This window comes from Pantoea sp. CFCC18179, from assembly GCF_059412405.1.
Map to the genome: position 1 here is coordinate 1 of NZ_JBNBPM010000015.1, position 26,098 is coordinate 26,098.

Below are 26,098 nucleotides of genomic sequence, written 5' to 3' on the forward strand. Positions count from 1 at the left end.
TTGCATGGATACTTTCTCAGTCCAGGGCATAGTGAGTCTCCTCTGCTATGCCGTTTATAACTGTTACCCATGTGCCCGGTCTAAAGTGTTACCCATGTGGCCGGTTTGTACCTAAATGGCGCCCCTACAAAATACTGCACGTAGGGTCGCCATTTATGGTGACCGAATCGGTTTAACTCATATTCAACATTTTTTTCAGCCGCGCAATCTCTTCACGCCACTGTACTTGCATTGCCGGTTTTTGATGCTTCGGCTTGCGCGCCACATCCTCTTCCAGCTTGCTTTCCAGTGCTAACAAGGCAAACAGCAAGGCGTCTTCATCACTGATTCTGCTGGGTTTGGTGCTCGCCAATGGTTCTGTAGCCTCAACCATTGGCTGCTCAGCTGCCATGCGTTCAGTCACAACCTCAAAGTCATGCCACTCTTGCAGTTGTTGATCCTCAATCAGCCAAAAGCGATTACAACTGCTGGCGATCAAACTGCGATCGTGTGAGACCAACAACACTGCGCCCTCGAACTGATTTAGCGCTTGTGCCAGCTCCTCTTTGCCCACCATATCCAAATGGTTAGTCGGTTCATCCAGTAACAGCAATGAATAGCGCGCCAAGGTTAATCCGACAAACAACAAACGCGAACGCTCGCCGCCGCTTAACGAACCAATCAACTGTTGATGGCGCAGATAAGGGAATCCAGCACCGATCAACGCCATCTTGCGTTGTTCATCGCTGAGCGGCGCAAATTGCGTCAGCGCCTGATTGAGCGAATCGCTATCGCGCAACTGATGCAGACTTTGGTCGTAATAACCAACACGGGTGCGGGGATGAAACAGCGCGCTGTCTTGCCGCTGATACTCGCGCCACAGTTGACGTAACAGCGACGATTTACCGCTTCCGTTGCGCCCGACAATCGCGACGCGATCGCCACTTTTCACCTGCATCGCAGGCAGGGAAAACAGCGCGGGTGCATCATCGGCGGGATGAATCGACATCTCTGGCAGCGCCAGCACGCGATCGGCATCCAGCGCTTCGCCGTGCAATTGCAGCCGCCACAATGAACCTTCACTGAGCGTGGTCTGCGCCTCTTTCAGCCAGTTGGCGCGTTTCTCCATCTGCTGCGCTTTACGCGATAAACCTTCGTTATCGTAAGTGCGCCCCCAAATCGCCAGACGTTTGGCGCTTTTCTCAACGCGATCAATCTCCTTTTGCTCGGCCTGAAAACGTTGCTCGTCGGCTTGGTCCTGCTCAATCAACGCCTGACGCGCCTGCGTGCAGGGCAAGCGGAAGAATTGCAGGCCGCGATCGCGCAAGATCCAACTGCAATTGGTGACGCGATCGAGCAAGGTGCTGTCGTGGGAAACCAGCACAAAGCTGCCGCTCCAGCTGTTGAGGAAATTCTCCAGCCACAGCAATGTGGGCAAATCGAGATGGTTACTGGGTTCGTCCAGTAGCAATAAATCCGGCTGTAAGATCAATGCGCGCGCCAGTAGCAGACGCATGTGCTGGCCGCCGCTCAAGGTGGCAGCGGTTTGCATTTGCTGTTCAGCGCTAAAACCCAGGCTGCCGAGCAAGGCTTCGGCGCGCCAGCGTTCGCTGTGATCCGCCAGGCGCGCCATCACACCTTCAAGCAGTGATGATTGGTGCAACTCCGCTGGAAGATGCTGCTCAATGCGCGCCAGCAAACAGTGATTGGCAGGCGTGACGCTGCCGTGGCTGGCTAACAGCTCGCCGCTGAGAATTTTTAGTAAGGTACTTTTACCGGTGCCGTTGTCGCCCAGCAAACCGATGCGATCGCCTTTTTTCAGGCTGAAATTGATGTCGTGAAAAAGTGAACCGAAGGCATTTTCAAAGCCGACAGCGTGTGCGGAAAGTAATGTGCTCATGTGCTTACTCATAAGTTGCAGGCGTATTAAGCCCGACGTCAAAAAAAGCTGACGACAACCCGGAGCAACTCAGATTTTAATAAACTTCGTTCAGGGCGGATTATCGCAGCATGAGTGCGGAAATGCCTGAACGCGGCCAATTACTATAAAAGTGTGAGTAAACAAACAATTCACACAGCGGCATAGTAATCCTCCTTAGTTATCAATGCGTGGATAGATGCGCTGATGATAATGTGTGCGGAAATGTTATGCCAGTGTTAAATGCGCAGCGCCAGAACGACGCTGCGTGAGAGAAGTTACTTCTTCGGTTTTTCGTCTTCAGCGGGAATTACCGGCTCATCAATCGCCAGGCTGGTGTTGGATTTCAGCAACTGAATATCCAGAATCACGTAGGTCATGGTGGTGATAAACAGGGAAATCACGCTGCCAATCACGCCGCTGGTAGTGAAGGTGAAATAGTTATACATCACCACCCACGTCACACAGATAAATAGCGCCAACGCTACGTTAATCGCCGACAGCGAATAATTGGTGGTACGAGAACCCATTTCATTAATCGGCAAGGTTAGATTGGCGCCGCTGTACTTCTCCAGCAGGAAAATGCCTTGCTCCCAATTACGCAAACGTCGCGCGCCGCTGCGCGTCAGGAAGACATACAGCAGCGAAACGAACAATCCGGAGAAGGCGATCAGCACCGGCACCGCTTCGAGCGCGTACGCCAGGCTTTTATGGCTTGAGGCTTGCGGCGTGAGATCCAGCGTTAATGACGCGCCTAACGCCGCATACAAAAAGATAAACAGAGTAAGAAACAGCGCATTGCGTCGCCAATCGAGATCGGCTTCATGATTTTTTTGCTGACGCGCCACGCTCAGCGCCTGCTGCAAACGCGGGTTTTCGCTGTCAATATCGGTGGCTTCTTCACCTAATAAACGGTGAATGAATGGCTGATCGGCCGCTTCCAGGGTAATACGCATAGATCTCTCGGTGACGTAATAATCGTGCGCGCCAGTGTAACGTAATTTGCGCGGCGTAGGATTTTTCTGCGAGTAAGCGCGCAGTTTTTCGTCATGTTGACGGTTGAGGTTGAACGTTATTTGTACACTTGATCTGCGGTTATTGTTGACCGCGCTAATGACGACGGAGTAATTCGCTATGTCGTACGTTGATGGTTTTGTTGTGGCTGTGCCGGAAACCAATAAGGAGGATTATCGCGCCATGGCGGCCAAAGCCGCGCCGCTGTTTAAGGAGTTCGGCGCCACGCGCGTGGTCGAATGTTGGGCGGATGATGTGCCCGAAGGCAAGCAAACCGATTTCTACATGGCGGTGAAATGCGAAGAGGGCGAAACGGTGGTGTTCAGCTGGATTGAATATCCCTCAAAAGAAGTGCGCGATGCCGCTAACCAGAAAATGATGTCCGATCCGCGCATGAAAGAGATGGGCGAAAACATGCCGTTTGATGGCAAACGCATGATTTATGGTGGATTTGCGATATTGCTGGAGGAGTGATTGTTTAAGTCTCGAAATTCTTCACGTTCAGATCGCCATAAACTACGTGATGTTTAATCTTTCGCTCATTCCCCGTAGCGGCGCGATTTATCGCGTTCAGTTGAATTTTTAAAGGTCAACACAACGCAATAAATTGCGCCGCTACGGTTCGAGCGTGCTGTTCTTTCTGTCTTCATCTCTTTACTTACGAGCAGTAAGCCATACATGACAATCCACAATCTTTGATTGAATTACATCATGGCGCTGCACGTGCTCAGTTGGCGATAAACCATTATTCGGGTAAGTTGGAATTCTTCCACAGTTACCTACACATGATGACCGCACGCTAAGTTGCAGGAGAGCCAGGCTATGGCAGCGAATTCCCCTCTCATCGGTATTGTTAGCGATGAATTTCACAATCCCAACACCATTAAGTTGCTGAATGAAGTGACACGTCAGCTCAATCAGCGTGGCTTAAACGCCTTGCTGATTAACGTTAATTCGCGCGAGCAATATCAAACTGCGTTGCGCAATGCGGCGCAACATTCTGTAAATCGATTGGTCTTTCTGACATCACTGTTTGACGATGAACTAAGCCTCGCTGCTGAAATTTTGCCGCAGCTAGCGACGGTGCATTTGGGCCACAGCGCTAACAGCGACGCCAATGTGGTGATCGCCGATGGTTATGACGCCGGTGAAGAGATAGGATTGCTGCTGCTGTCGCAGGGACATCAACGTATCGGTTTTATGCATGCGCAGGATAATGCCGCGCCGGCACGTCAGATGCTGGGTTTCGCCGCTAGCCTGCAAGCAGAACAGAAAGCGTTGAATCTGCAACTGGTCGCCGGTGGCAACGATCGCGAACTGGCGTATCAGGTGATGATGGCGTACCTGAAGAAAACCCACGCCGCAGAGCGGATCAATGCGTTGTTCTGCGAAAGCGACGTTTTAGCGTTTGGAGCTTTGCAAGCAGTGCGCGATTTCGGGCAGGGCGCGCATGTGGCGGTGGTCGGTTTTGATGATGTCGATGAAGCACGCGCTTCAACCTGGCATCTCACCAGTTGGGCACAGCGTCGTGATCTGCTGGTCGCTGAAGCGTTGAATCGTCTGCTTGAAAACCGAGCCGATAACAGTGACGCGTGGCAACAAGGCGAATTGCAGGTGCGTCATTCCCATCATGGCAAATATGTGCCGGGTGAAATGTCGCAATGCGGCTGCGCGATACGCCATTGATTAGAGTGAGTAACTGATGTTCTGGCTGATTACCAAATACGCGATAACTGCTGGCATGGTGGTATTGATTTCTGAGGTGGCGAAACGCAGCGATCGCCTGGGCGGATTGATTGCCGCTTTGCCTTTGGTCACCGTACTGGTGTTGATTTGGATGAAATTGGAAGGGCAGAGCCAGGCGAAAATCGCCAGCCACGCGTGGTACACCTTTTGGTATGTGGTACCTACCTTACCAATGTTTGTCGCTTTTCCCTTTCTCTATCAGCGCTTGGGATTCTGGCCGACGCTGGTGGTCAGTTGTCTACTCACCATCCTGCTATTTGTGCTTTGGGCAACGTTGTTGAAGCGTTTTGGTGTCGAATTAATGTGAAATGATGAGGGCGTTTGCCCTCATTTTCAGAATTGATATGCCGCGCTTGCTGACAGTTGCACAAACGGTCCGGCGAGAGTCTGATTATGGTGCGCGATAATCTGCTCGGCGCTCAGTTGGCCGTTATCCACGGAACTATGACCATCCTCGATCAGCATTACGCGAAATCCTAAATCAGCGGCCGCACGACAAGTCGTATCCACGCAAAACTCAGTTTTCATCCCCACAATCACTAATTCTTCTATCCCGGCCTGTTTAAGCGCCGCGAGCAGTTCGGTTTCGCGGAAGCAATTGGGATATTTTTTGATGAACACCACATCGCTGTCGGCATCGACATTAAGCTCCGGGATTAAGCGGGTTAATGGGCTGCTCTCAGCAAATGGCGATCCGTCTGGACCCGTGTGACGCGCGCAGAAAATGGATGCTCCAGCGTTACGGGCAAGCGCGATTAAATGGTTGATGTTTGATAACAGAGTGCTGGCAGCAAACGGGGCTTGTGGTCCATGAAACAGGCCTTGTTGCATATCGATAATTAACAGGGCTTTTTGCTGGGATGGCTGCATGATGTGTCTCCTTTCAACAGGCTATGAACGGAGACCATTCCCCGTCCATTTAAGGCGGGGCTGGCAATCTGCGAGCTTAAGTCTTCGCTACAGATGCACACGCGCCGCCGCCAGAAGCGGTGGTGAATGTGGTCCCTGTGATTAACGCGTTGAAATAAGACATGAAAGCTCGCAACAAATTGGTTTGAACTCTGAATCTAACAGAGAATGGCGAAAAATGAAGCCGCGATTGAGCAAAAGTTTCGAAAAATCACTACAGTAAACTTTCCCTCATCAACAAGAGAAGCGATGCTGTGGCACCCCTTGTCCATCAGGTTGAATCCTTGCACTGCCCAATCCACGGCACGGAAGCCATGTCTTTGCTGACTGAGCACACTTTTCCGCGCCACTCGCATGAACATTTCGGTATTGGCGTGGTGACGCAGGGTGCACAACGCTCTTGGAGCGTGATCGGACAAGTGGAGGCTGGGCCAGGCGATGTGATTGTGGTTAATCCCGGTGAAATTCATGATGGGATGCCCTTAAATGGCCCACGCACCTGGAAAATGATTTATTTGCAACCGCAACTGTTGCTCAACGCATTAAATGCCGATGAGTATCGTGCAGATGCGGTAATCAATCCGCGAATTAATGATCCTCACCTCAAACTTCTGCTAACGCGGCTGTTTAACTCCTTAGCCAAACCCAATTCAGATATTGCCGCAATTGAAGAGTTATTATTGCTGAGCTTGATGCACATCAGTTGTCATCATTTATTAACGGAGAACCATCAACCTTCCACCACTGCGGAAATAAAGCTGGCGAAGCAATATATCGATGATGCGCCCGCCAATGCCGTTTCGTTAAATGAGTTGGCGGAGATGTGTAATTTGAGCCCGTTTCAACTGTTACGCAGTTTTTCCCATCAACAGGGCATCACGCCGCATGCTTATATTGTGCAGTCGCGGGTCAGGCAAGCGCAGCGCTTTCTGGCGCAAGGAACAGCAATTGCAGAAGTCGCTTTGATGGCGGGTTTTGCCGATCAAAGCCATCTCACTCGGGCCTTTGTACGCCAGCTGGGCCTAACACCCGCACGCTATCAAAGATCTTACTGCAAATAGCGATCTGCAATTTTGTTCAAGACGTGTTGATTGGTGACAGCCAAACTCGGCTTTTCTATTTTTGCTGAGGAAATCGGGATGCATATCAGTATGGAATTTATCGCGACGTCATTTATTGTGGCTATTTCGCCCGGATCAGGTGCGATATATACCATCGTAGCAGGATTGACGCGTGGGCTAAAAGGGGCGCTGATCGCCGCGACAGGATGCACCTTAGGTGTTATCCCGCATTTGTTGATGGCGATATTTGGGTTAGCAGTGATATTCCACACCAGTGAGTTTGCTTTTACCACGTTAAAAATTCTTGGCGTGATTTATTTGCTGTATATGGCGTGGATTTCATTACGTGCAAAGGAAACCATTACTCTTGAAGCAAAAGCGGAAGATGCCTCGCCGATGAAAGTGATTATTAACGCTATTTTGCTTAATTTACTGAATCCAAAATTATCGCTGTTTTTTCTCGCTTTTCTACCGCAATTTATATCCACGCAAAGCAGCATACCGATATCAGAAATGCTGATATTAAGTCTGGTTTTTATGCTGATTACGCAAATAGTTTTCATGCTGTATGGCGCATTTTCAACCTTGATGCGTGAGCGAGTGTTGGAAAAGCCGGAAACGTTGAAATGGTTGCACCGCTGTTTTGCTATTAGTTTTGTTGGCCTGAGCGTGCGTTTATTATTCACTTCGCGCTAGCTGGATAATGTTTAAGGGCCCATTGGCCCTTAATCTTAATGCTTGGCACCTTTATCTGCACCATCACGATGACGAAAAATATGCGTCACGTTGTTGTGATCCTTAATGGGTACGCCGCTATTTTCCGCGATTCCCATGCTCTTGGTCACTTCGACCATCGCACGACGCAAGGCGTTTTGACGTAATGGATCGTGCTCCATCAAAGCCATCGTGTGCAATTTGTCCATCAAAGCCCGAGCCGAAACCGGACCGCGTTTTTTTAACAACTGGATTACCGCATCACCCATGATGATGTCGGTAAGGCGTTCTTCATCACTTCTGTACATAATTACGCTCTACCTAGCGCGGCTAAACTGGAAGCTAACAAAGTGGATTCAGTCTAACGAGACAAGGCTGATACAGCGGAAGCCACTTGGTTAATTTTCAGGACAACGGCGTAGCTTATGACTCACGTTCGACGGAAAACATCAGCCCGATTAATTGTTGATAGTGAATTTCTTCATCAGTTCCGCGCGCTTGTTCCATGCGGCAAAGCAGTTTAGTGCACAACGTTTTACGGCTTAGCGTCCGTCCTGAACGCAAGATTTCAACCACCAGTTGCCCCAACGTTTCCTGCTGGGATGGCAGCGAAGCTTGTTTGAAGTAGCGCGATAGGGCGTCTGACGTGGTGAAAAGGTTACGTACCTGGCGCATGATTTTGGTCCCTCATAAATAACGTGCGAAATCTAAGCCCAATAAACTTATACAAAGAATATTAATCTGTACAGGAATATGGCGGAACAATTTCGCGATGACGTGACCAAAAATGCTTACTTTTTTATAACAATGGCTTAAGGATATGACGGCTCTACCTTCTGGAAGCCGAGTCTGTTGGTCGCCATGAATGGCGACCCTACGGTATTTCAACGATTTTCGTAGGGTGCGCATTTATGCGCACCAGCTTGTAAACAGATTGATCAGGGAGGTTAATCTTCAATCGGCCTTTTCAGAATTTTCACCCATCTGTTGAACGCGTCAGCGCTTCCCAACGATCAATTTCCTCACCGTACGCCGCCAGTTTCTGTCGCACCAAGCCTAATGCATCGCTGCCCAGCAACAGATGCGCTGGTGGATTGCTGTGTTCGATGATTTCTAACATGGCGCGCGCTGCTTTGGCCGGATCGCCAAGTTGTTTACCGCTTTTCTCTTCGCGTGCCTGACGAATCGGGTCAAACAGCGCATCGTAATCAGCGATACTGCGTGCGCTGCGCACCATTGAGCGTCCTGCCCAATCGGTGCGGAACGATCCGGGGGCGATGGCGGTGACGTGAATGTTGAACGGTGCGAGTTCCTTACTCAAGGTTTCTGAAATGCCTTCCAGGGCAAATTTGCTGCCGCAATAATAGCTGATGCCCGGCATGGTGATGAAACCGCCCATCGACGTGATGTTGATGATGTGGCCGCTGCGGCGCTGGCGCATGTAAGGCAGCAACGCTTTGGTCATCGCCACCGCACCAAACACGTTAACGTCAAATTGCTGACGCATCTCTTCCAATGATGACTCTTCCATCACGCCTTCATGTCCATAACCGGCATTGTTGACGAGTACATCGACCGGCCCGATTTGTTGCTCAACATCAGCGATAACAGCGTCAATTGCCGCGAAATGCGTGACATCCAATTCAACGGCAAATGCGTTATGCGCATGTAATTGCTCGAATTCAGCTTTGGCGGTGGCATTACGCACCGTACCAATCACACGATACTCGCGGCTTAGCGCTTCCTGCGCCAAAGCGCGACCAAAACCGCTGCTGACACCAGTAATTAAAAGAGTTTTTAAGTTAGGCATTTGCACATCTCCATAAATCAGGTGAAGATGCATAATATTCTTATCGTGGTGAGGTTTTAAGGCCTTATCTTCTTCTTATCTTGCCTATTCTTATGAGTGGTTCAGCGATGAACAATGACGATATGCAACAACAACTGACCATCCAACTGCTCAAAACGCTTGCGCCGCAGGAAGGCTACAATCTGACTGCATTGCCAGAAGTGCGCATCCTGCGATCCGACCGGCCGTTGGCGCGAACGCCGGTGCTGTACGATCCAGGCATCGTGATTGTTTGTCAGGGTTCGAAGCGCGGGTTCTTTGGCGACAAGGTGTATCTCTACGATGAGCAGCACTATCTGGCGGTGGCGGTGCCGGTGCCTTTTACCATGGAAACGGCGGCATCGGCGGAACATCCGTTGCTGGCGATTTATCTGCACCTGGATTTCAACCTCGCCACGGAGTTGATGTTGCAGTTGGAGCAACAAGATGTCGCGGTCGAGGTGCAAGCGGCGCAGAGCATGATGTCGAGTCCGATGGATGCAACGTTGCGCGATGTGGTGCTGCGCTTTCTCCAGGCGTTGCACCATCCGCTGGACGCCAACATGCTCGGACCTTCTCTGATGCGCGAAATCTATTATCGCGTGCTCACCGGCGCGCAGGGCAGCGCAATGCGGTCGGCGCTGGCGCTGCAAGGTCAATTTGGCAAAGTGGGCAAAGCGCTGAGCCACATCCATGCGCAGTATGCACAATCGTTGACGCTGGGCGCGTTAGCCTCGCTGGCGGGTATGAGCGTGCCAACCTTTCATACCCATTTCAAAAGCATCACGCAACAATCGCCGATGCAGTATGTGAAATCAGTGCGGCTGCATCAGGCGCGCATGTTGATGGTGCGCCAGGAAATGACCGCTGCCGCGGCGAGTCACGCTGTTGGCTATGAAAGCCCGTCGCAATTTAATCGGGAGTTCAAACGCTTGTTTGGCTTGCCGCCAGCGGAAGAGATTAAACGTATGCAGCGCAATTTCGCCGTGCCGCCTGCACATCAAGCTTCGCAGTTTGTCTCATCGCACTAAAGCCTGATCGCCTTTTCGCCGGCATATGCTATAAATGATAACCATTATCATTAATGGCTTGAGGCAAATTATGCAGACAGCAGAAGGAAAGGCGCTTACTACCGATTGCTGCATTGTCGGCGGCGGACCAGCGGGTTTGATGCTCAGTTATTTACTCGCACGCGCTGGGTTGCGTGTGGTGGTGATCGAGAAACATCCCGATTTTCTGCGCGATTTTCGCGGCGATACCATCCATCCTTCAACGCTGGAGATCATGCGCCAATTGGGATTGCTGGATGAATTGTTAGCTTTGCCGCATCAGCGTGCTGAGAAACTGCAAGCCGAAGTCGCCGGACAAGAAATTACCATGGCTGATTTCTCACGTTTACCGGTGCAATGCCGTTTTATTGCTTTTATGCCGCAATGGGATTTTCTCAATTTTCTCGCCGCCAAAGCGGCACGATTTCCCGGCTTTACTCTGCTGCAATCCACGGCTTTCAATGATTTGGTGTATGAGAACGGCGCGATAACTGGCGTGAAAACGTTACAGGGTAACGACGAGATGATGATTAAAACCTCCCTGGTTATTGGTGCTGACGGACGCAATTCGCAGGTAAAAACCAAAGCGGGATTAACCGGAAAAAGTTTTGGTTCGCCGCGTGATGTGTTGTGGTTCCGTCTGAATAAACATCCCGACGATCCGCATTGGGGCATGGGCCACAAAGGGCCGAAACAAAACTTTATCGTTATTGATCGCGGCGATTATTGGCAATGCGGCTATACCATCCAAAAAGGCCAATTTGAGGCGCTGCAACAAGCGGGCCTGGAGGCGTTTAAAACCACCATGGCGCAAGTTGCGCCGTTTAGCGCTGAGCGCATGGCCGAAGTGGATGAATGGGACAAGTTGAAACTGCTGTCGATTCGTATCGACCGCCTTGATCAATGGATGAAGCCGGGCGTGTTGTGCATTGGTGATGCGGCGCATGCCATGTCGCCGATTGGTGGTGTTGGCGTCAATCTGGCGATTCAGGATGCCGTTGCCGCCGCCAATATGCTGATCCCACCGTTACGGCAAGGCAAAGTTACGTTGCGCGATCTGCAAAAAGTGCAGCAGCGCCGCCAATTTCCTACCGTCGCCACGCAGTTCCTGCAAATCAAAATGAGCAGTAATAAACGTCCACGCAGTACGCCGAGTAAAGTGCCGCAGATCATCAGTCGTTTTCCGTTTCTGCGCCATCTGTTTGGGCGTTTGATCGGCTTGGGATTTCGCAGCGAAAAACCGCGTTATGTGTAGGCAAAAAAAAGCCCGCTAAGCGGGCCAGGTAAAACGTTACCAATCTGAAAATTCTCGTAGCAACGCATTGCTGTGTGTGTTGCGTCACTATATTAGCAACGAAGTCTCAACAGTACAGAAAATGTTCTATGAGTTAATTTTGCGCTGTTGATAAGCATTATCTTTGCTGTGCGCGGGTTGACCACCAGCATAGCAGCGAACCGAGGCTTACCATCGCGGTGCCTTGCCAGAAAGAGATCGCCAGATGCGAGCTGAGGATAAAGGCAGCCAGAATCGATGAAATGATCGGAATAAAGTAGGAAGCGGCAGCAAGAATGGTAACGTTTCCATGCAAAATGCCCACGTTCCATGCCGCATAGCCGAAGCCCATTGCCATCGCCGCTAACGCCAAACTGAGCCAAACTTCAGTGGAATAGACGAACGCCGGTTGCGGTGAAAGCAGAAATTTCACCCACAGCGTCAGCGCCGTCAAGATGAAGAACAGCGTGATGCCATTACTGCCGTTGGCGATTTTTTTGGTCACCACACAATACACCGCCCAGATGATCGCGCCACTAAAGGCCAGGCCGTAGCTCAACGGATTGTCCATCACGTTATTCGCCATTTCACTGAACGAAAAACCGTGATCGCCACTCAGAACGCGACAAATCCCGGCGATGGCCAGGATTACGCCGGGAATGATGAGCGGGCTGGTTTTTTGCCGAGTAACAATCATTGAAAGGACGATGGTCATGCTCGGCCATAAGTAATTGACCATGCCGACTTCAATCGCCTGGCGACCGCTGTGAGTAAATCCCAATGAAAGGGACAAGCACAGTTCATAACAGACAAATAACACGCTGCCGATGATTAAATAGCTGCGTGGAAAGGTGCTGAGTTTGGGCAGGCCAACGCTAAAAATCAGCAGGATAGCGCTGGCGCTATAAATTAACGCCGCGCCACCAACCGGGCCAAAACCCTCGCTGACGTTTTTGATTAATCCGACAATTGCGCTCCATAGCAGAATGGCAATCAAACCAATCAGCGTCGCTTTCTTTTGCGGCATCGCCCGCGTCCTTATTTATGTCCTTGAGGGCCAAAATCCTAACAAATCAACAACGGTTTGTATTGGTCACGCTCAAACGCTTAACCCACTGGCGTGACCTGCATGACATGCATAATTGCGACCAGCGTGATGATCGACAGCACAGTGGAAATCAGAATCGCCGCAGAGGTGATCTGCGCATCACGACGATAATACTCCGCGAGCATAAATGGACCGGTGCCGGTTGGCAGTGCGGCGAGCAGAACCGCCATGTGCGTGAGATCGGCGGGCAGGGCAAATACCCAAACCGCCACCATCCACGTTAATAAAGGCTGAAGCACTAATTTGGCGATCACCACCAATCCCACCGTAGTCATACTGAGCCTGGCGCCAGTCGGCAACTCGCTGGATTTGGCTTTTTGCCGACTGGCGAGAAACACGCCTAAACACACCAGCGCACAAGGGCTGGCCGCGCCGCCCAATAATTTAAGGAAGGTTTCGATGCTATTCGGCAACGTCAGGCCAGCGCTGGAGCAGGCTGCACCCAATAGCGGTGAGATGATTAACGGATTCTTGATAATGGCGCGCACCACTTTCAGCGCCAGCAGGTGGAACTGACGCTCACTCTGCAAACCGATCTCAATTAACGCGATAGCGATCGCAAACAAAATGCACGCCACAATGATGGTGGCGGTGGTGGTGGGAATCAGGCTGTTTTGACCAAAGATTAGCAGCAGTAGCGGGAAGCCAAGATAGCCGGTGTTGGGATAAGCTGCCGCTACGCCATCCACGCTGGCATCGGCGGTGGATTTGCCTTTTAATTTCTGAAAGAAAAACACCAATAAAAACGCCGCGGCACAGCCAATGGTAAAGGCCCAAAAGAAGCCTGGCTGATAAATGGTGTGCCACGGCGTGTGCGCCATAATGTCGAAAAGCAGCGCCGGTAGCGCCAACCAGACAACAAATTTATTCAGTTCAGTAGCCGCCGTTGGCCCTAAAACCCCAACCATACGACAGCCGTAGCCCGCCGCAATTAAGCCAAATATCGGCAGCATAATCAGAAAAGTGGTTAACACAGTCTCTCCCCAGAAGATGGCGTGAAATTCGACACACCTAAAGCTCAACACTAACATTATGCAAAACAGAGAGTTAAATTAAAAAATGTTAGAATTTATTCGTGTTTTCAGGCTGAAATCGCCAGGTTTTGATGTTTTTTTATACAAAAAGATGTGTGAAATCGATCCTCACTTTTATCAATCATTAAGCCAATTTTAAGCTTTGCCACGTACATTGCCTGCAGAATGACAACCATCAGTAAACGAAATCAGGATTGATGAGTGTCAGCAGAACTCCTGCTGAAAACTCGCGTCTACAGAACGTGCTGAATTAAGAGTTAAATGCTGGGGTGTTTCTTTGTTGCGACTACTGTTTCTTCTGATGGGCGGGCCAGCACTCAGGTCAGGTTGGCCTTATCTCGCCGGGTTGGGCGTGATGTGTGTCGCCGCCAGCGCCGGCATCGTGATCGATTTATTGCAGCATGGCAGCGTGTCGTTCCCGCTGTATGTGCTGGGAATGTTTTTGGTATTGGAAGGCGGCGCGGAGGCGCTCAGTGCCATCTATGCACCGGCGGGGATTGCCTGGCCGTCGCTCGCCAAATCAGCGGCGTTAATTGTTTTCGGCGCGGCAGTATTTCTGGTGCCGCACGATAGCGGCCTGTGTATTTCGCTGGTGTTTGCCGCGGTATTTTTGCTGGATGGCGGTTTCCGCGTCATCTCTTGCTGTCTGATGCGCTGTCGCCGCTGGACACGCAAGCTGACGCTGGGCTGCGCGGAAATGGCGCTCAGCATCTTTATTGCCGCCGATTGGCCGCTTTCACCACATGTGATCGTGCCGTTGGGTTTTGCCCTGCTGCTGGTGGGTTGGGGAATCAATCTGCTGGTGATGGCGGCGCAAATCCATGCGTTACCGATCAACACCAGCGTTACGGCGTTGCCGTTGTTTACCCGCACCGGCCTGCGCGCCCCGCACGGATTAGGCTACGTTCATCCACCCATCAGCCAACAATCGCCGACCACGCCGCTCAATGTCTATATTTGGACACCGGTCGGTTCCGGCGATGTGATTGGGCGTCGTCCCTGGTTTGATCGCTGGGTTGCGGCGATTGATCACCGTGGTGAAGTGTCAACCGGGCATACCTCACTGGAAATGGGCGATGAGATGTATATCAGCCTGTATCCGGCGGACGATGTTTCACGCGATTTTCGTGGCTTCCTGAAAACGCTGCGGGCGAAAGAGGAATTTGATGTCGAAGGCTGTTTCCTGCCGTCGCTGGAGAAAGAGATCAAAGCGTGGTGTCGCCCTGATAAGCGTCTGACGTTGCAACATTACAATCAGCAAGCCCTGCGCAATTATTGGCAGAGCAATGCCAGCGATACGCGCTACAACCTCACTTCGCGCAATTGTTCTACAAGCGTGATGCAAGCGGTTGATGTGGCGACAGAAGGATTGCTGGGTGAACGCGGATTGAAGGGATTTTGGGTGTTGTTTAATCCCGACTTCTGGCTATTAAGCCTGGTGCGCAGTCGTGCAGAAGGCATGACATGGACACCCGGTTTAGTGATGGATTACTGCATTCTGCTGCGTCATGTGCTGGCACCCGACAATCGTTATAGCCGTTACAGTCGAGCACTTAACGGCCTGCGTGCAGAGATTCTCAACCAGATCAGCAGCAAACGTTCGGCCACTGATCCTTGAATGCGGCTTTCAGTTGATGGATTGAAAGCCGTGTTGCCGTAACAAATCTTGCGCGATGTCGGAGCTAAGAAACGCGGCGAAAGGCTGGGCGGCCTGCGAACAGCGCGCCCAGCCATATTCCGCCTGAACGTTGTAGGGGGCTGGAATTTCAAATACCTGCAACTGCGCACAATGTCGCAAACGCGGCGCATAGCTGCTGTAACCGATAAACATCTCCGCGTGTTGCTGTTCAATCAGCCACTGCGCGGCGAGCTCACCCGAGGGAACCGGGAGGCTGATCGTTCCTCCAACCAGCGGCTGTGCTTTTTGCCGAAGTTTTTCACCCCATCCCGCATGGCGCATTTCAATGTTATCAAACAGCTGCCAAGTGTAATCACCCGAGGGATCACACAGCGGCGTTGAGGTGGCTAGACGTAAATCGTCGCGCATTAATAGCGATAACCAGTCACACTCTGGCGTGACGATGTCACGTTTAAACGTCAAGCACAGCGTGTTTGCGGCAAATATACCCACCTGATCGGCTCGCTGTTGCTGCAACAGCGCTTCAGGATGAAGCCGGTTAGCAGAGGCAAAAAAATCGCAGCGTTCGCCCGCCTCAATCCGTTGGCGTAACAGGCCCGCCGGACCAAAATCAGTGGTTACCCTGTAGCCAGATTGCGCGCTGAAAGCCGCTGTTAAATCCGGCCACACTGCGCGCAAACTACCGGCTGCCAAGATGTGTAGCGTTGTCATGGTAATGCGTCCGATAGAAGCGTTGATACCAATTATCGGCTTGCTGTTGCATGTCGATATCACGGAATTTTTCTGGATAGAGTTTCTTCGCCATCCACAATTCACCTAGACCAATAGCTTCTGGCATCGGATAGCCCCACGCTTTGGCGTACTCTGGCATCAGCCAAACCTGATGGTTTTTCACCGCATCAATCGTCTGCCAGCGCGGATCTTGCTTAATTTCCTGCACCACTTGCGGATAGCGATCCTGCACGAAAATCACCTGCGGATTCCACGCCACCACTTGTTCCATGCTGACTTGTTTAAAGCCTTGCACGGTAGCGGCGGCGACATTTAAGGCACCCGCGTGCGCCATCATCAACCCGGTATATTTGCCGGAACCATAGGTGGTGAGATCGGGGTTAGCCATATAGGCGCGCACCCGTTGTTGTTCAGGAAGATTTTTTAGCCGATCGCTAACCAATTTGCGGCCAGCAAAAGCGGCATCGATTAATTGTTTCGCTTGCTGCGGCTTGTTAACCACATCACCAATCAGCGTGATGCCTTGTTTAATGCCAAGATCGTAAGCTTGATCTTCATTGTTCATGCTGGGATTGATTTTGCTTTGCTGACCGGCGTCATCATGACGGAGCGAAATCGCCAGTACCGGAATACCCAGCGCGGAAATCTGGTCGATCATCTCTTTCGGTGCATAGTTGGTGACGAACACCACTTGCGGATGCAGCGCCACCAGTTGTTCGAGATCGACATGCGTGAGATCGCCCAACATCGCTTTGTGGGTGAGTTCTGGCACCAACTGCGCGTAACCATCGCCCAGTTGCTGTTTCCAGTTCGCCAGAATGCCGACAATTTTATCTGTGGCGTTGAGTTGCACCAGTAAGTTCAGCGTCTGATGTTGTAACACCACCACGCGATCCACTTCGTCGGGAATGGTGACCTGGCGACCAATTTGGTCAGTGACGACACGGCTGGCATAGCTGTGTAGCGAGGTGAAAGTGAGTAAACCGGCCAGAAGAACCCGGCTAAAAATGGGCTGCATAATCGCTCCTTGTACGTTGTGCAGTGGATTATATAGCGGTTAATTAGGGCTGGATATGAATGTTTGTGATTGAGTTGCTACGCTTTGGTGCGGAATCAACGAGTTACTTTTTTAACTGACATGTATAGGGAATAAAGACATGAAAAGCGTTTACGTGATATTGGCGATATCGATTCTGGCCGAGACAGTGGCGACCACCATGATGAAGGCTTCCCAGGGATTCACACGCCTGATTCCCAGTGCGGTGGTGGTGATCGGTTATGCCATCTCGTTTTATGGTCTGTCGCAAGTGGTCAAACAGATGAATGTCGGCATCGCCTATTCAATTTGGGCTGGCATGGGCATTTTTCTGGTCTCGATCATGTCGTATCTCTTTTATGGGCAGAAACTCGACTGGCCGGCGCTGGCGGGCTTGATGTTGATTGGTTTGGGTATTGTGGTGATTCAGGTTTTCTCCAAAACCATTCTGCATTGATCGTCTAATAGAGAAGGGAAGCAGACGCTTCCCTTGAGGGGATTATGGGATAATCCGCGCCGCGCGCAGTTTTGCGAACAGATCAAAAAACATCTGGTCCGTGGCGCGATAACTATTGAAACCTGCGCGCCGGAGTTTGCTGCCATCGCCAAACATGTCGTAATCCCAACTGAAGACAAAATCGGCAAACTGCCCATTATTGAGCTGTAAAATGTCTGATTCGGCGAGTTGATGCTGCGCGGCTAACTCATGCCATACATCGCGATAATCCTTAAAAAGCTGCTGAAAAGATAAGTTGACCGCGGGTGCCATTTCCAAACCAAACCAATCTGCTATCGCGGGCCATAACTCACTCCAGCGCCATAAATCACCATTGTTAATATTGAACGCCTGATTGCGCGCGTTGGGGGCATCAGCCGCCCATAATGTGGCCTGCGCCAGTAAGTCTGCATCGGTATGATCTACCATGCTATTCCACGTCTGCCACGAAGCGGGAAAACGCAATGGCAAACCTTGTGCTTTGCACAATGAGGCGTAAATCGCGATGCTCAGTGCCAGATTCATGGCGTTGCCGGTGGCTGCGCTGCCGACCACGCCGGGGCGCAGCGCTTGCCAATACCAGCTTTTAGCGTGTTGATGTTCACGCAGCCAGCGCAACTGCTCTGCGTTGAATTCGGCACCGGGAACGCCGGGATCGCTTTCCCGCGCGGGCGTTTTGAACGCCCCTAAATGCGCGCCGTACACTTTGTAGCCCTGCATCAAACTCACACTGCGTAACGGCGCGACGTTTTCGATTTGCGTCACCACGTTGCGCAGCATCGTGACATTCGGTTCAACCATCTCCTGCCAATTGGCGGCATTCAGCCAGGCGCTGTAGAATATATGGGTAATCTGATTAAGCGGCGACAATGCTTTTGCGCTGTGTTTCGCGTCCAGTAAATCGACTTCGATGATCGGAATAGTGTTATCTGTGGATGAGTGACGTGATAATCCGATGACCTGCCATTGCTGCTGGCGCAGCGTTTTGATCAATTGGCGGCCGACAATGCTGGTTGCCCCCGCAACTAACGCAACACGATTTTCCTGCGACATGTTTTTTCTCCTCAGAACAAGACACGCCCAGTGTTATCTATTATTTTTATTGCTGATATCCCTCAAACTCGATGTCACTTATCAGAAAAATCATTAAATGAATAACAAACTCAACGCCATCAACTCCTTTATTTGTGTGGCTGAAGCCGGATCATTTTCGGCGGCGGCACGCCAAAGTGGCATGAAGCAGTCAGCTGTGAGCCAGCAAATTGCAGCGCTAGAGGATGAGCTTGGCGTGGTTTTATTGCATCGCACCACGCGCGCCATGGCATTAACCGAACAGGGCGAACGCTATTTGCAGCAGATGCGGCCGCTGCTTGCCGCGATGCAAGAAGTAGAAGGCCAGCTTCGTCCGGTGCAGCAAGCGCTCAAAGGCAAGGTGCATATTCAGCTTCCCAGCGGGTTGGGGCAGCTTTTTTTGCCGCATTTATTGAATTTGCAACGGCTCAACCCGGAACTTCACCTCACCCTTGCGTTAGACGATCGGATTGTGGATGTGGTGAGCGAACGCGTCGATATTGCACTGCGGCTCAGCGAAACCCCACCGGAACAATATGCAGCGCGTTTTTTATCGCGTATAGAAACGCCGCTGTTTGCTGCATCAGAACGTGTGCGCGATCAACCGATCACCACGCTTGAGCAGTTGGCTCAGCAGCCATATGTGCGTTTCAGCGCGATTGCACAAGATGCCCCGCTGCGCCTAATCAGCGATAAACAACAAAGCGTGACGCTGAAAGTGAATACCGTGTTCCGCGCTAATAGCAGTGAAGGTCTGCTACAGGCGCTGCAAGCCAATCTTGGCGTCGGTGGAATGCAGTTGCCGCTGGTGAGTGAGGCGCTGAAAACGGCAAGGTTGGTACGAATTCTGCCGGAATATCGTCTGCCGGACCGCTTTCTGTATGCCGTTTTTCCTGATGCGCGGTTTATTCCGTTGCGCGTTAGACGCGTGGTAGAACTCATCGAACAGGTTGTGGCGGACTTAGCCGTTTAGTGATGTTTGTATCCAGGACGGTCACCATAAATGGCGACCCTACAGAATATCGCGCTATGGTGACCGACCTATCCATCATGGCGCATCGCTGCGCCATTTTCGTGCCAATCACCTCTAATGCTGCTTGGTAAAGAAACATAAGTATTCGATCTTGTATCCAAGAGCGTATCCCATCTGGCTTTGTTCGCAGCGCCTGCATCTTCCAACCATTTTGGCACGTTAACTGCAACCTTCCTGATAAGTCATAAATCGGGAGTATTCGTATGTTTGATGCACTGTTGGATGAAGATGCCACCACGCTGGCAGCGTTAGTGCGCAGCGGTGAGGTATCGGCACGAGAACTGACGCAGGCCACTATTGATCGTATGGAGCAGCGCGAGCCAAAGATTCAGGCGTTTTGTACCGCTACGCCGCAACTGGCGCTGCAACAGGCGGCGGCGATCGATGCACGCCGTGCGCGTGGCGAAACCTTAGGCGCGTTGGCGGGTGTGCCGCTGGCGGTGAAAGATTTGATTTGCACCGCTGGCGTGAAAACCACCTCAGGTTCGGTTGCCTACGCAGATTTCGTCCCGGAAGAGGACGATATTACCGTCGAACGCCTGCTGGCCGCCGATGCGGTGTTGCTCGGCAAAACCACCGCGCCGGAGTTTGGTTATAGCGGCGTGGGGCACAATCCGCTATTTCCATCGCCACGCAATCCGTGGGATTTGAGTAAAACGCCAGGCGGTTCGAGTGCCGGTTCCGGTGCGGCGTTGGCTGCACGTTTATGTCCGATTGCGCTTGGCAGCGATGGCGGCGGATCGGTACGCATTCCGGCGGCCCATTGTGGCGTATATGGGCTGAAAGCCTCGATGGGACGCGTACCGCTGTGGCCCGGCTGCCGCGATGAACGTTATCCCGGCGTCTCAAGTTGGGAATCTCTTGAACACATCGGCCCAATGACGCGTAGCGTGCGCGACAGCGCGCTCATGATGTCTGTGATGGCCGGACCGGATATGCGCGACCGCCACTCGATTCCATGCAGCGATGTTGATTGGCTGGCGTCGCTGGAGAAACCACTTAGCGGCTTGCGCATCGCCTTTAGCGCGGACTTCGGTTATATCGTTGTCGATCCCGAAGTGCGTGACGTTGTCACTCAGGCTGCACGGCGCTTTGCCCGTGAACTGGGTGCAGAGCTGGATGAAGTCGATCCCGGAATCGCCGATGAGGGCGCCACCTTTGCCGCGCTGGTGGCGTTTGAAAGCGATCTGACCGGCATGCGTCAGATGCAAACTGCGCTGGGATCGCAGATGTCGCCGCATCTCTCCACCATGTTGCAACGTGAATGGCGCGCTGAGCACTTCACTGATGCCAATACCACGCGCAAGAAACTGTGCAATCAGATGTGGCGTTTTATGCAGCATTACGATCTGCTGCTGTCGCCCACGCTGGCGGTGCCGCCGTTCCCGCTCAACATGCAGGGGCCAGAGATTATCGATGGTCGCATGGTGCGCAACGATCACTGGCTGTCGTTCTGTTTCCCTTTCAATTTCACCGGCCAACCGGCGGCGTCGGTTCCGGCGGGTTTCACTGCCAGCGGATTGCCGATTGGCATGCAAATCGTAGGTCGTCATTTGGACGATGGCCTGGTGCTGGCGGCAAGTGCTGCCTTCGAGCGCATTCAACCATGGAATCACATTCTTCCTGCTTCAATCGGAGTTGCCCATGACTAACAAAAATTCACCTGCGCTGGAGCAGGAGTTCGAGCACGAACCGGTACCGCTTAGCCATCGTCATTCAACCGGTTCTGTCTCAGCGGTGTGGTTTGGTTTCCCGATGATCCTCACCAACGCGCTGTTCGGCGGCATCATCACCTGGCACTTAGGTTTTTGGCCGGCGCTGCTGGCAATTCTGCTCGGTAATCTGGTGCTGTTTGCCTACGTCGGCGCGCTGAGTTGGTTTGCGGGCAATACCGGCATGAACTTCGCGCTGCAAGCCAAACGCACCTTTGGCACCAAAGGTTACATCCTGGTTTCGGGCTTTCTATCTACCGTGGTGATTGGCTGGTACGCCTTCCAAACCGGCTTAACCGGCACAGTCATCAATCAAACCTTTGGTTGGAACGCGCTGGCGGTAACGGCATTCGCCATGGTGCTGTATACCGCGATTACCTTCCTCGGCGTGCGCGCGTTGTCAGTACTTGGCATGATTGCTGCGCCGTTGTTTGTGGTTCTCGGTGTCGTAGCGCTGTGGTTTATTGGCAAAGATCATGATTTCAGTACCATCACGCAATTTAGCGGCAGCAGCAGCGCAGTCGGCGCGATGAGTATGGGCACCGCAGTGACGATGGTGGTCGCTGGTTTTGCCGATTCCGGCACCATGACGGCTGATTTCACTCGCTGGTCGAAAGATGGCAAATCGGCGGTAATCGCCGCGTTTTCGGCCTTCCCAGTGGCTAACATGATTTCATACCTGTTTGGTGTGGTGATTGTCGCGGTGGGCGCAGCGGTTGATCCGGTCAACAACGGCGGTAATTTCCTGCCGATGCTGATGGGCCACGGCATGTGGCTTTCGGTGGTCGCTTTCCTGTTTGTGTTTATCAATCTTGGCTCGGTGTGCACGCATTGCCTGTACAACGGCGCAGTCGGTTTCAGCCATCTGTTCAGCAGCAAAATGCGTTTGTGGACGGTGATTCTCGGGGTGATCGGTGGCGCACTGGCGCTGGCGGGCGTGTGGTCTTATTTCCTGGAATGGTTAAGTTTGCTCGGCATCGTGGTACCGCCGTTTGGTGCCGTGATGATCGTGGATTTGATCTTCATGGCGAAAGTCAGCGAACAGCGCAAAATGCGCCGTCTGCGCGGCAGCGCCTTTGCGGCTTGGGCAATTGGAAGTTTGTGTGCGGTGATCGCGCACATTGAATTCCCGCAGTTTGGGGAAGCGGTGATCGGATTGGTGACTGCGGCGATTAGCTACACGCTGATTGTGAAATTGAAACGCGAAAGCGCGGTTAACCTGATGGAGCAGAAAAATGCCTGATTTTGCCATTGATTCAACCCCGTATTCGTGGCCTTTTGATGGACGTTGCAGCGCGGCGGATACCGCGCTGATCGTCATCGATATGCAAACCGATTTCTGTGGCAAAGGCGGTTACGTGGATAGCATGGGCTACGACATCGCGCTCACCCGTGCACCCATCGAGCCGCTGCAACGTGTGTTAGCCGCGATGCGTGAATTGGGTTTCCCGATCATCCATACCCGCGAAGGACATCGTCCGGATTTGAGTGACTTGCCTGCCAATAAACGCTGGCGTTCCAAGCGCATGCAGGCGGAGATTGGTGCACCAGGTCCATGCGGTCGCATCCTGGTGCGCGGCGAACCGGGTTGGGAGATCATTCCCGAATTGGCGCCGTTGCCCGGCGAAATCATTATCGATAAACCCGGCAAAGGTTCGTTTTACGCCACCGATTTGGAATTGATTCTGCGCAGTCGCGGCATCCGTAATCTGATCATCAGCGGCATCACCACTGATGTCTGCGTGCATACCACGTTACGCGAAGCCAACGATCGCGGCTTCGAATGTTTGGTGCTATCAGATTGCTGCGCCGCGACTGAGTTAAAACATCATGAAGCGGCGTTGAGCATGATCCACATGCAGGGCGGAATTTTTGGCGCGGTGGCCAGTTCACAGACGTTGCTGACGGGATTGGCTTAGCCATTTTTCATACATAACCGGCCACTGAATTGTTGGTGTGCCGGGTCTTCCCATGCTAAATCCGTGGCCGCCGCTGCTGTAGCGATGCATCTCAACCGGCACATGTTGGCGCTGGCAGGCAGCGGCCATAATCAATGTGTTGTGCGGATCGGAAATCGGATCGTCTTCTGCCTGCACCAGAAAGAAGGGCGGCGATTGCGGATTAACAAACTCTTGCACTGACCAGGCGGCATCGGCGCTGGCGCTGGCCTGTTTGCCGACCAGAATTTTGTGGGTCGAGGTATGCGTGTAGGGCGCTTCTAGCGTGATAATCGGATAAATCAACGCCGCGCGATCGGCGCTGGCGGGCAAATTATCCAGCGCATCGGTTGCCATGTAAGAGCGGAAATCCGGGCGTGTTACCGCCATGCCGAGCAGATGCCCGCCCGCCGAAAATCCCAGTACGCTGACATTTTTTTCCCGCTGATGCAGTATGCGTAATGCGCGCTGTGCATCCTGTAACGAAACCAGCGCACCGTCTTTCCAACCTTCATGCGGCAGGCGATAGCTCAACATATAGGCGATATAGCCGCGCGCGGTCAACCATGTTGCGGCAGGCCACGCCTCTTTCGCCATTTCGATGCGCGTGTAGCCACCGCCGGCGGCAATCAACACGGCATGTCCGTTAGGTTTTGCTGGCGTTAAAATGGTGAGTGTTGGCGTGATGATGTTGCGCTGGGCGCCTTTATGCGATATCTCCAGACTGCCAGCAGGACGGCCGCCGCCGGGTGGTAAATCAGGCCACAACGGTAAAACTTGCCGCGCTACAGGCGCTGCGGTCGCGAAAGATAATCCACTTCGCGCACTTAAAGCAGTAAGCGCAAGACACGAAAGAAAATCACGGCGATGCATGGCGAATCCTCATCAAATGGGATGTGTATTGAAGCAGAGAAATCGGCAGAGAAGATGAAGCGTATGTGGATTTGTATGTCCAAATGCGACGAGAAAGGAAATTAGTGGTTATAGTTACAACATACTTTTATGTTTTGAAATCTTACTCACACCTAATCTTCTGTGCGATTTAATTTCTAACAGTGTGATTAACAGCAAAGAGAATAGGGCGACAGAATGCCGCCCTAAGACAAGATTTACCCGCGCATCGGTTCTGCACGCACCGGCATTTCGCCGGCAACGAAGTAATCCGCTTCGCTGCGCGCCAATGGCTCACGACCGCGAATGTTATCCGCGATTTTTTCGCCAATCATAATGGTGGTGGCGTTTAGATTGCCGGTGATGATCAGCGGCATGATTGAAGCATCAACCACGCGTAACGCTTCAACACCGTGCACGCGGCCTTCGCCATCCACAACCGCCATCTCATCGCTGCCCATTTTGCAGGTGCCGCACGGGTGATAGGCGGTTTCGCCGTGATTACGCACAAACTCATCCAATTGCTCATCAGTTTGACAATCCAAACCTGGGCTGATTTCAGCGCCGCGATATTTATCCAGCGCCGGTTGATTAATGATTTGACGCGTAATACGAATCGCATCGCGGAATTCCTGCCAATCCTGTTCGTGTGACATGTAATTAAACAGAATTGCCGGATCGCGACGCGGATCGCGTGATTTCAGGCGCACGTGTCCACGACTTGGTGAGCGCATCGAGCCAACGTGACACTGGAATCCATGTGCTTCTACCGCATTCGAACCATTGTAATTAATCGCCACCGGCAAGAAGTGATACTGAATATTCGGCCAGCTAAACTCTTCACGGCTGCGAATAAAGCCGCCGCCTTCGAAGTGATTGCTGGCACCAACGCCGGTGCCGTTAAACAACCATTCCGCACCGATTTTTGGCTGATTCCACCATTTCAGCGCGGGGTAGAGCGACACGGGTTCTTTACACTCGTATTGCAGGTACATTTCCAGGTGATCCTGCAAATTCTCGCCCACGCCTGGCAGATCATGCACCAACGGAATATCGAACTGTTTCAGCAGTTCCGCCGCGCCAACGCCGGAACGTTGCAGAATTTGAGGCGAGGCAATCGCACCCGCACACAGCAGCACTTCGCGGCGTGCGTAAACGTTATGCGAGGTATTGCTCGCGCCCTGCAAATACTGCACGCCGACGGCACGCTTGCCTTCAAACAAAATGCGGTCGGTGGTGGCGTGGGTGATGATTTTCAGGTTCGGACGCACTTTAGCGGTATCGAGATAGCCGCGCGCGGTGCTGGAACGACGTCCTTTCGGCGTCACGAAGCGATCCATCGGGCCAAAGCCTTCTTGCTGATAGCCGTTAAGATCGTCGGTACGTGGATAACCCGCTTGTACACCGGCTTCAATCATCGCCGCAAACAGCGGATTGTTGCCCGGTTTGCAGGTGGTGATGCTGACTGGGCCTTCGCCGCCATGATAATCATTGGCGCCAATATCACGCGTTTCAGACTTGCGATAATAGGGCAGGCAGTTGAGATAGCTCCAGTTTTCCAGGCCAGGTTCTTTGGCCCAATTATCCAGATCCATCGCATTACCGCGGATGTAACACATACCGTTAATTAGCGACGAGCCGCCCAATCCTTTGCCGCGTCCACACTCCATGCGGCGGTTATTCATGAAAGGCTCAGGTTCAGTTTCATACGCCCAATTGTATCGCTTGCCCTGTAATGGGTAAGCCAGCGCCGCAGGCATCTGCGTACGGAAATCGAAGCGGTAATCTGGGCCGCCCGCTTCTAAAAGCAACACGTTAACGCTGCTATCTTCGGTCAGTCTTGTTGCCAAAACGTTCCCTGCGGATCCGGCTCCGATAATGATGTAATCAAATTCCATTAGTCGTTCCTCAGGTTAAA

26 protein-coding genes are annotated in these 26,098 nt (G+C 52.2%); 13 read left to right on the top strand and 13 right to left on the bottom strand.

Features of this window, described 5'->3' with window-relative positions; genetic code table 11:
* Positions 1-172: 172 nt before the first annotated feature.
* Both ACPUC7_RS20695 and ACPUC7_RS20700 read right to left on the bottom strand, forming a co-directional pair.
* Positions 173-1,879, bottom strand: a complete 1,707-nt coding sequence (locus ACPUC7_RS20695; RefSeq protein WP_494924310.1) for an ABC-F family ATP-binding cassette domain-containing protein — start codon at positions 1,877-1,879, stop codon at positions 173-175.
* A gap of 296 nt (positions 1,880-2,175) precedes the next feature.
* The gene (locus ACPUC7_RS20700; protein ID WP_494924311.1) at positions 2,176-2,853 is read right to left on the bottom strand and encodes a RipA family octameric membrane protein; all 678 of its coding nucleotides are present in this window, start codon (positions 2,851-2,853) and stop codon (positions 2,176-2,178) included.
* A 178-nt stretch (positions 2,854-3,031) separates the two neighbouring features.
* Here ACPUC7_RS20700 and ACPUC7_RS20705 point away from each other — a divergent pair, with 178 nt between their 5' ends.
* The 3 genes from ACPUC7_RS20705 (at position 3,032) to ACPUC7_RS20715 (ending at position 4,964) form a co-directional block, all read left to right on the top strand.
* Positions 3,032-3,385, top strand: a complete 354-nt coding sequence (locus ACPUC7_RS20705; protein WP_343551112.1) for a DUF1428 domain-containing protein — start codon at positions 3,032-3,034, stop codon at positions 3,383-3,385.
* Positions 3,386-3,733: 348 nt separating this feature from the next.
* Positions 3,734-4,597: a substrate-binding domain-containing protein gene (locus tag ACPUC7_RS20710; RefSeq protein WP_494924312.1), complete on the top strand. Its 864-nt coding sequence runs from the start codon at positions 3,734-3,736 to the stop codon at positions 4,595-4,597.
* Between the two features lie 16 nt (positions 4,598-4,613).
* Positions 4,614-4,964, top strand: coding sequence for a DUF3147 family protein (locus tag ACPUC7_RS20715; protein WP_494924313.1), 351 nt, complete (start codon positions 4,614-4,616; stop codon positions 4,962-4,964).
* 26 nt (positions 4,965-4,990) lie between these two features.
* On the opposite strand, the gene ACPUC7_RS20720 is transcribed toward ACPUC7_RS20715, so the two are convergent.
* The gene (locus tag ACPUC7_RS20720; RefSeq protein ID WP_494924314.1) at positions 4,991-5,527 is read right to left on the bottom strand and encodes a cysteine hydrolase family protein; all 537 of its coding nucleotides are present in this window, start codon (positions 5,525-5,527) and stop codon (positions 4,991-4,993) included.
* 353 nt (positions 5,528-5,880) lie between these two features.
* On the opposite strand from ACPUC7_RS20720, the gene ACPUC7_RS20725 reads away from it, so the two are divergent.
* Both ACPUC7_RS20725 and ACPUC7_RS20730 read left to right on the top strand, forming a co-directional pair.
* Entirely contained in the window at positions 5,881-6,627 is a 747-nt protein-coding gene (locus tag ACPUC7_RS20725; RefSeq protein ID WP_494924315.1) for a helix-turn-helix domain-containing protein, read from the top strand.
* Positions 6,628-6,660: 33 nt separating this feature from the next.
* Entirely contained in the window at positions 6,661-7,323 is a 663-nt protein-coding gene (locus ACPUC7_RS20730; protein WP_494924316.1) for a LysE family translocator, read from the top strand.
* 35 nt (positions 7,324-7,358) lie between these two features.
* On the opposite strand, the gene ACPUC7_RS20735 is transcribed toward ACPUC7_RS20730, so the two are convergent.
* The 3 genes from ACPUC7_RS20735 to ACPUC7_RS20745 all read right to left on the bottom strand — a co-directional run bounded on the left by ACPUC7_RS20735 (position 7,359) and on the right by ACPUC7_RS20745 (position 9,151).
* Complete coding sequence (locus ACPUC7_RS20735) at positions 7,359-7,649, bottom strand: hypothetical protein (RefSeq protein ID WP_494924317.1); 291 nt, start codon at positions 7,647-7,649, stop codon at positions 7,359-7,361.
* A gap of 115 nt (positions 7,650-7,764) precedes the next feature.
* Complete coding sequence (ycgZ, locus tag ACPUC7_RS20740) at positions 7,765-8,016, bottom strand: regulatory protein YcgZ (RefSeq protein ID WP_494924318.1); 252 nt, start codon at positions 8,014-8,016, stop codon at positions 7,765-7,767.
* Positions 8,017-8,317: 301 nt separating this feature from the next.
* Positions 8,318-9,151: an oxidoreductase gene (locus tag ACPUC7_RS20745; protein WP_494924319.1), complete on the bottom strand. Its 834-nt coding sequence runs from the start codon at positions 9,149-9,151 to the stop codon at positions 8,318-8,320.
* Positions 9,152-9,258: 107 nt separating this feature from the next.
* Here ACPUC7_RS20745 and ACPUC7_RS20750 point away from each other — a divergent pair, with 107 nt between their 5' ends.
* Together ACPUC7_RS20750 and ACPUC7_RS20755 are read left to right on the top strand one after the other, a co-directional pair.
* Positions 9,259-10,200 carry an AraC family transcriptional regulator gene (locus ACPUC7_RS20750; RefSeq protein ID WP_494924320.1) on the top strand — a complete coding sequence of 314 codons (942 nt, stop codon included), beginning with the start codon at positions 9,259-9,261 and terminating at the stop codon, positions 10,198-10,200.
* A 70-nt stretch (positions 10,201-10,270) separates the two neighbouring features.
* Complete coding sequence (locus ACPUC7_RS20755) at positions 10,271-11,473, top strand: FAD-dependent oxidoreductase (RefSeq protein WP_494924321.1); 1,203 nt, start codon at positions 10,271-10,273, stop codon at positions 11,471-11,473.
* 157 nt (positions 11,474-11,630) lie between these two features.
* Here the strand turns inward: ACPUC7_RS20755 and yddG are convergent, their stop codons facing one another.
* On the bottom strand, positions 11,631-12,518 hold the full coding sequence (gene yddG, locus ACPUC7_RS20760; protein WP_494924322.1) for an aromatic amino acid DMT transporter YddG: 888 nt from the start codon (positions 12,516-12,518) through the stop codon (positions 11,631-11,633).
* An 80-nt stretch (positions 12,519-12,598) separates the two neighbouring features.
* Positions 12,599-13,573, bottom strand: a complete 975-nt coding sequence (locus ACPUC7_RS20765) for an AEC family transporter (protein WP_494924323.1) — start codon at positions 13,571-13,573, stop codon at positions 12,599-12,601.
* Between the two features lie 337 nt (positions 13,574-13,910).
* Between ACPUC7_RS20765 and ACPUC7_RS20770 the strand changes: the two genes are divergently transcribed.
* Positions 13,911-15,251: an HdeD family acid-resistance protein gene (locus ACPUC7_RS20770; RefSeq protein ID WP_494924324.1), complete on the top strand. Its 1,341-nt coding sequence runs from the start codon at positions 13,911-13,913 to the stop codon at positions 15,249-15,251.
* A 9-nt stretch (positions 15,252-15,260) separates the two neighbouring features.
* Here the strand turns inward: ACPUC7_RS20770 and ACPUC7_RS20775 are convergent, their stop codons facing one another.
* The gene (locus ACPUC7_RS20775; RefSeq protein WP_494924325.1) at positions 15,261-15,983 is read right to left on the bottom strand and encodes a substrate-binding domain-containing protein; all 723 of its coding nucleotides are present in this window, start codon (positions 15,981-15,983) and stop codon (positions 15,261-15,263) included.
* Positions 15,952-17,022: an ABC transporter substrate-binding protein gene (locus ACPUC7_RS20780; protein ID WP_494924326.1), complete on the bottom strand. Its 1,071-nt coding sequence runs from the start codon at positions 17,020-17,022 to the stop codon at positions 15,952-15,954. Before ACPUC7_RS20780 ends, ACPUC7_RS20775 begins: the two co-directional genes overlap by 32 nt.
* Positions 17,023-17,161: 139 nt before the next feature.
* On the opposite strand from ACPUC7_RS20780, the gene ACPUC7_RS20785 reads away from it, so the two are divergent.
* Complete coding sequence (locus ACPUC7_RS20785; RefSeq protein ID WP_343551133.1) at positions 17,162-17,497, top strand: DMT family transporter; 336 nt, start codon at positions 17,162-17,164, stop codon at positions 17,495-17,497.
* Positions 17,498-17,539: 42 nt separating this feature from the next.
* Here ACPUC7_RS20785 and ACPUC7_RS20790 read toward each other — a convergent pair whose 3' ends face one another.
* Positions 17,540-18,589, bottom strand: coding sequence for an SDR family oxidoreductase (locus ACPUC7_RS20790; RefSeq protein ID WP_494924327.1), 1,050 nt, complete (start codon positions 18,587-18,589; stop codon positions 17,540-17,542).
* Positions 18,590-18,686: 97 nt separating this feature from the next.
* On the opposite strand from ACPUC7_RS20790, the gene ACPUC7_RS20795 reads away from it, so the two are divergent.
* From ACPUC7_RS20795 to biuH, 4 genes are all read left to right on the top strand, one after another.
* Positions 18,687-19,580 carry a LysR family transcriptional regulator gene (locus tag ACPUC7_RS20795; RefSeq protein WP_494924328.1) on the top strand — a complete coding sequence of 298 codons (894 nt, stop codon included), beginning with the start codon at positions 18,687-18,689 and terminating at the stop codon, positions 19,578-19,580.
* Positions 19,581-19,843: 263 nt separating this feature from the next.
* Positions 19,844-21,292 carry an amidase gene (locus ACPUC7_RS20800; protein ID WP_494924329.1) on the top strand — a complete coding sequence of 483 codons (1,449 nt, stop codon included), beginning with the start codon at positions 19,844-19,846 and terminating at the stop codon, positions 21,290-21,292.
* A complete protein-coding gene (locus ACPUC7_RS20805; RefSeq protein ID WP_494924330.1) occupies positions 21,285-22,595 on the top strand; it encodes a purine-cytosine permease family protein in 1,311 nt (436 codons plus the stop codon). The genes ACPUC7_RS20800 and ACPUC7_RS20805 overlap by 8 nt, the downstream gene beginning before the upstream one ends.
* Positions 22,588-23,271, top strand: a complete 684-nt coding sequence (gene biuH, locus ACPUC7_RS20810) for a biuret amidohydrolase (RefSeq protein WP_494924331.1) — start codon at positions 22,588-22,590, stop codon at positions 23,269-23,271. The genes ACPUC7_RS20805 and biuH overlap by 8 nt, the downstream gene beginning before the upstream one ends.
* Here biuH and ACPUC7_RS20815 read toward each other — a convergent pair.
* Positions 23,242-24,162: an alpha/beta hydrolase gene (locus ACPUC7_RS20815; protein ID WP_494924332.1), complete on the bottom strand. Its 921-nt coding sequence runs from the start codon at positions 24,160-24,162 to the stop codon at positions 23,242-23,244. The genes biuH and ACPUC7_RS20815 overlap by 30 nt on opposite strands.
* 236 nt (positions 24,163-24,398) lie before the next feature.
* On the bottom strand, positions 24,399-26,078 hold the full coding sequence (betA, locus tag ACPUC7_RS20820) for a choline dehydrogenase (RefSeq protein WP_494924333.1): 1,680 nt from the start codon (positions 26,076-26,078) through the stop codon (positions 24,399-24,401).
* Positions 26,079-26,098 lie beyond the last annotated feature (20 nt).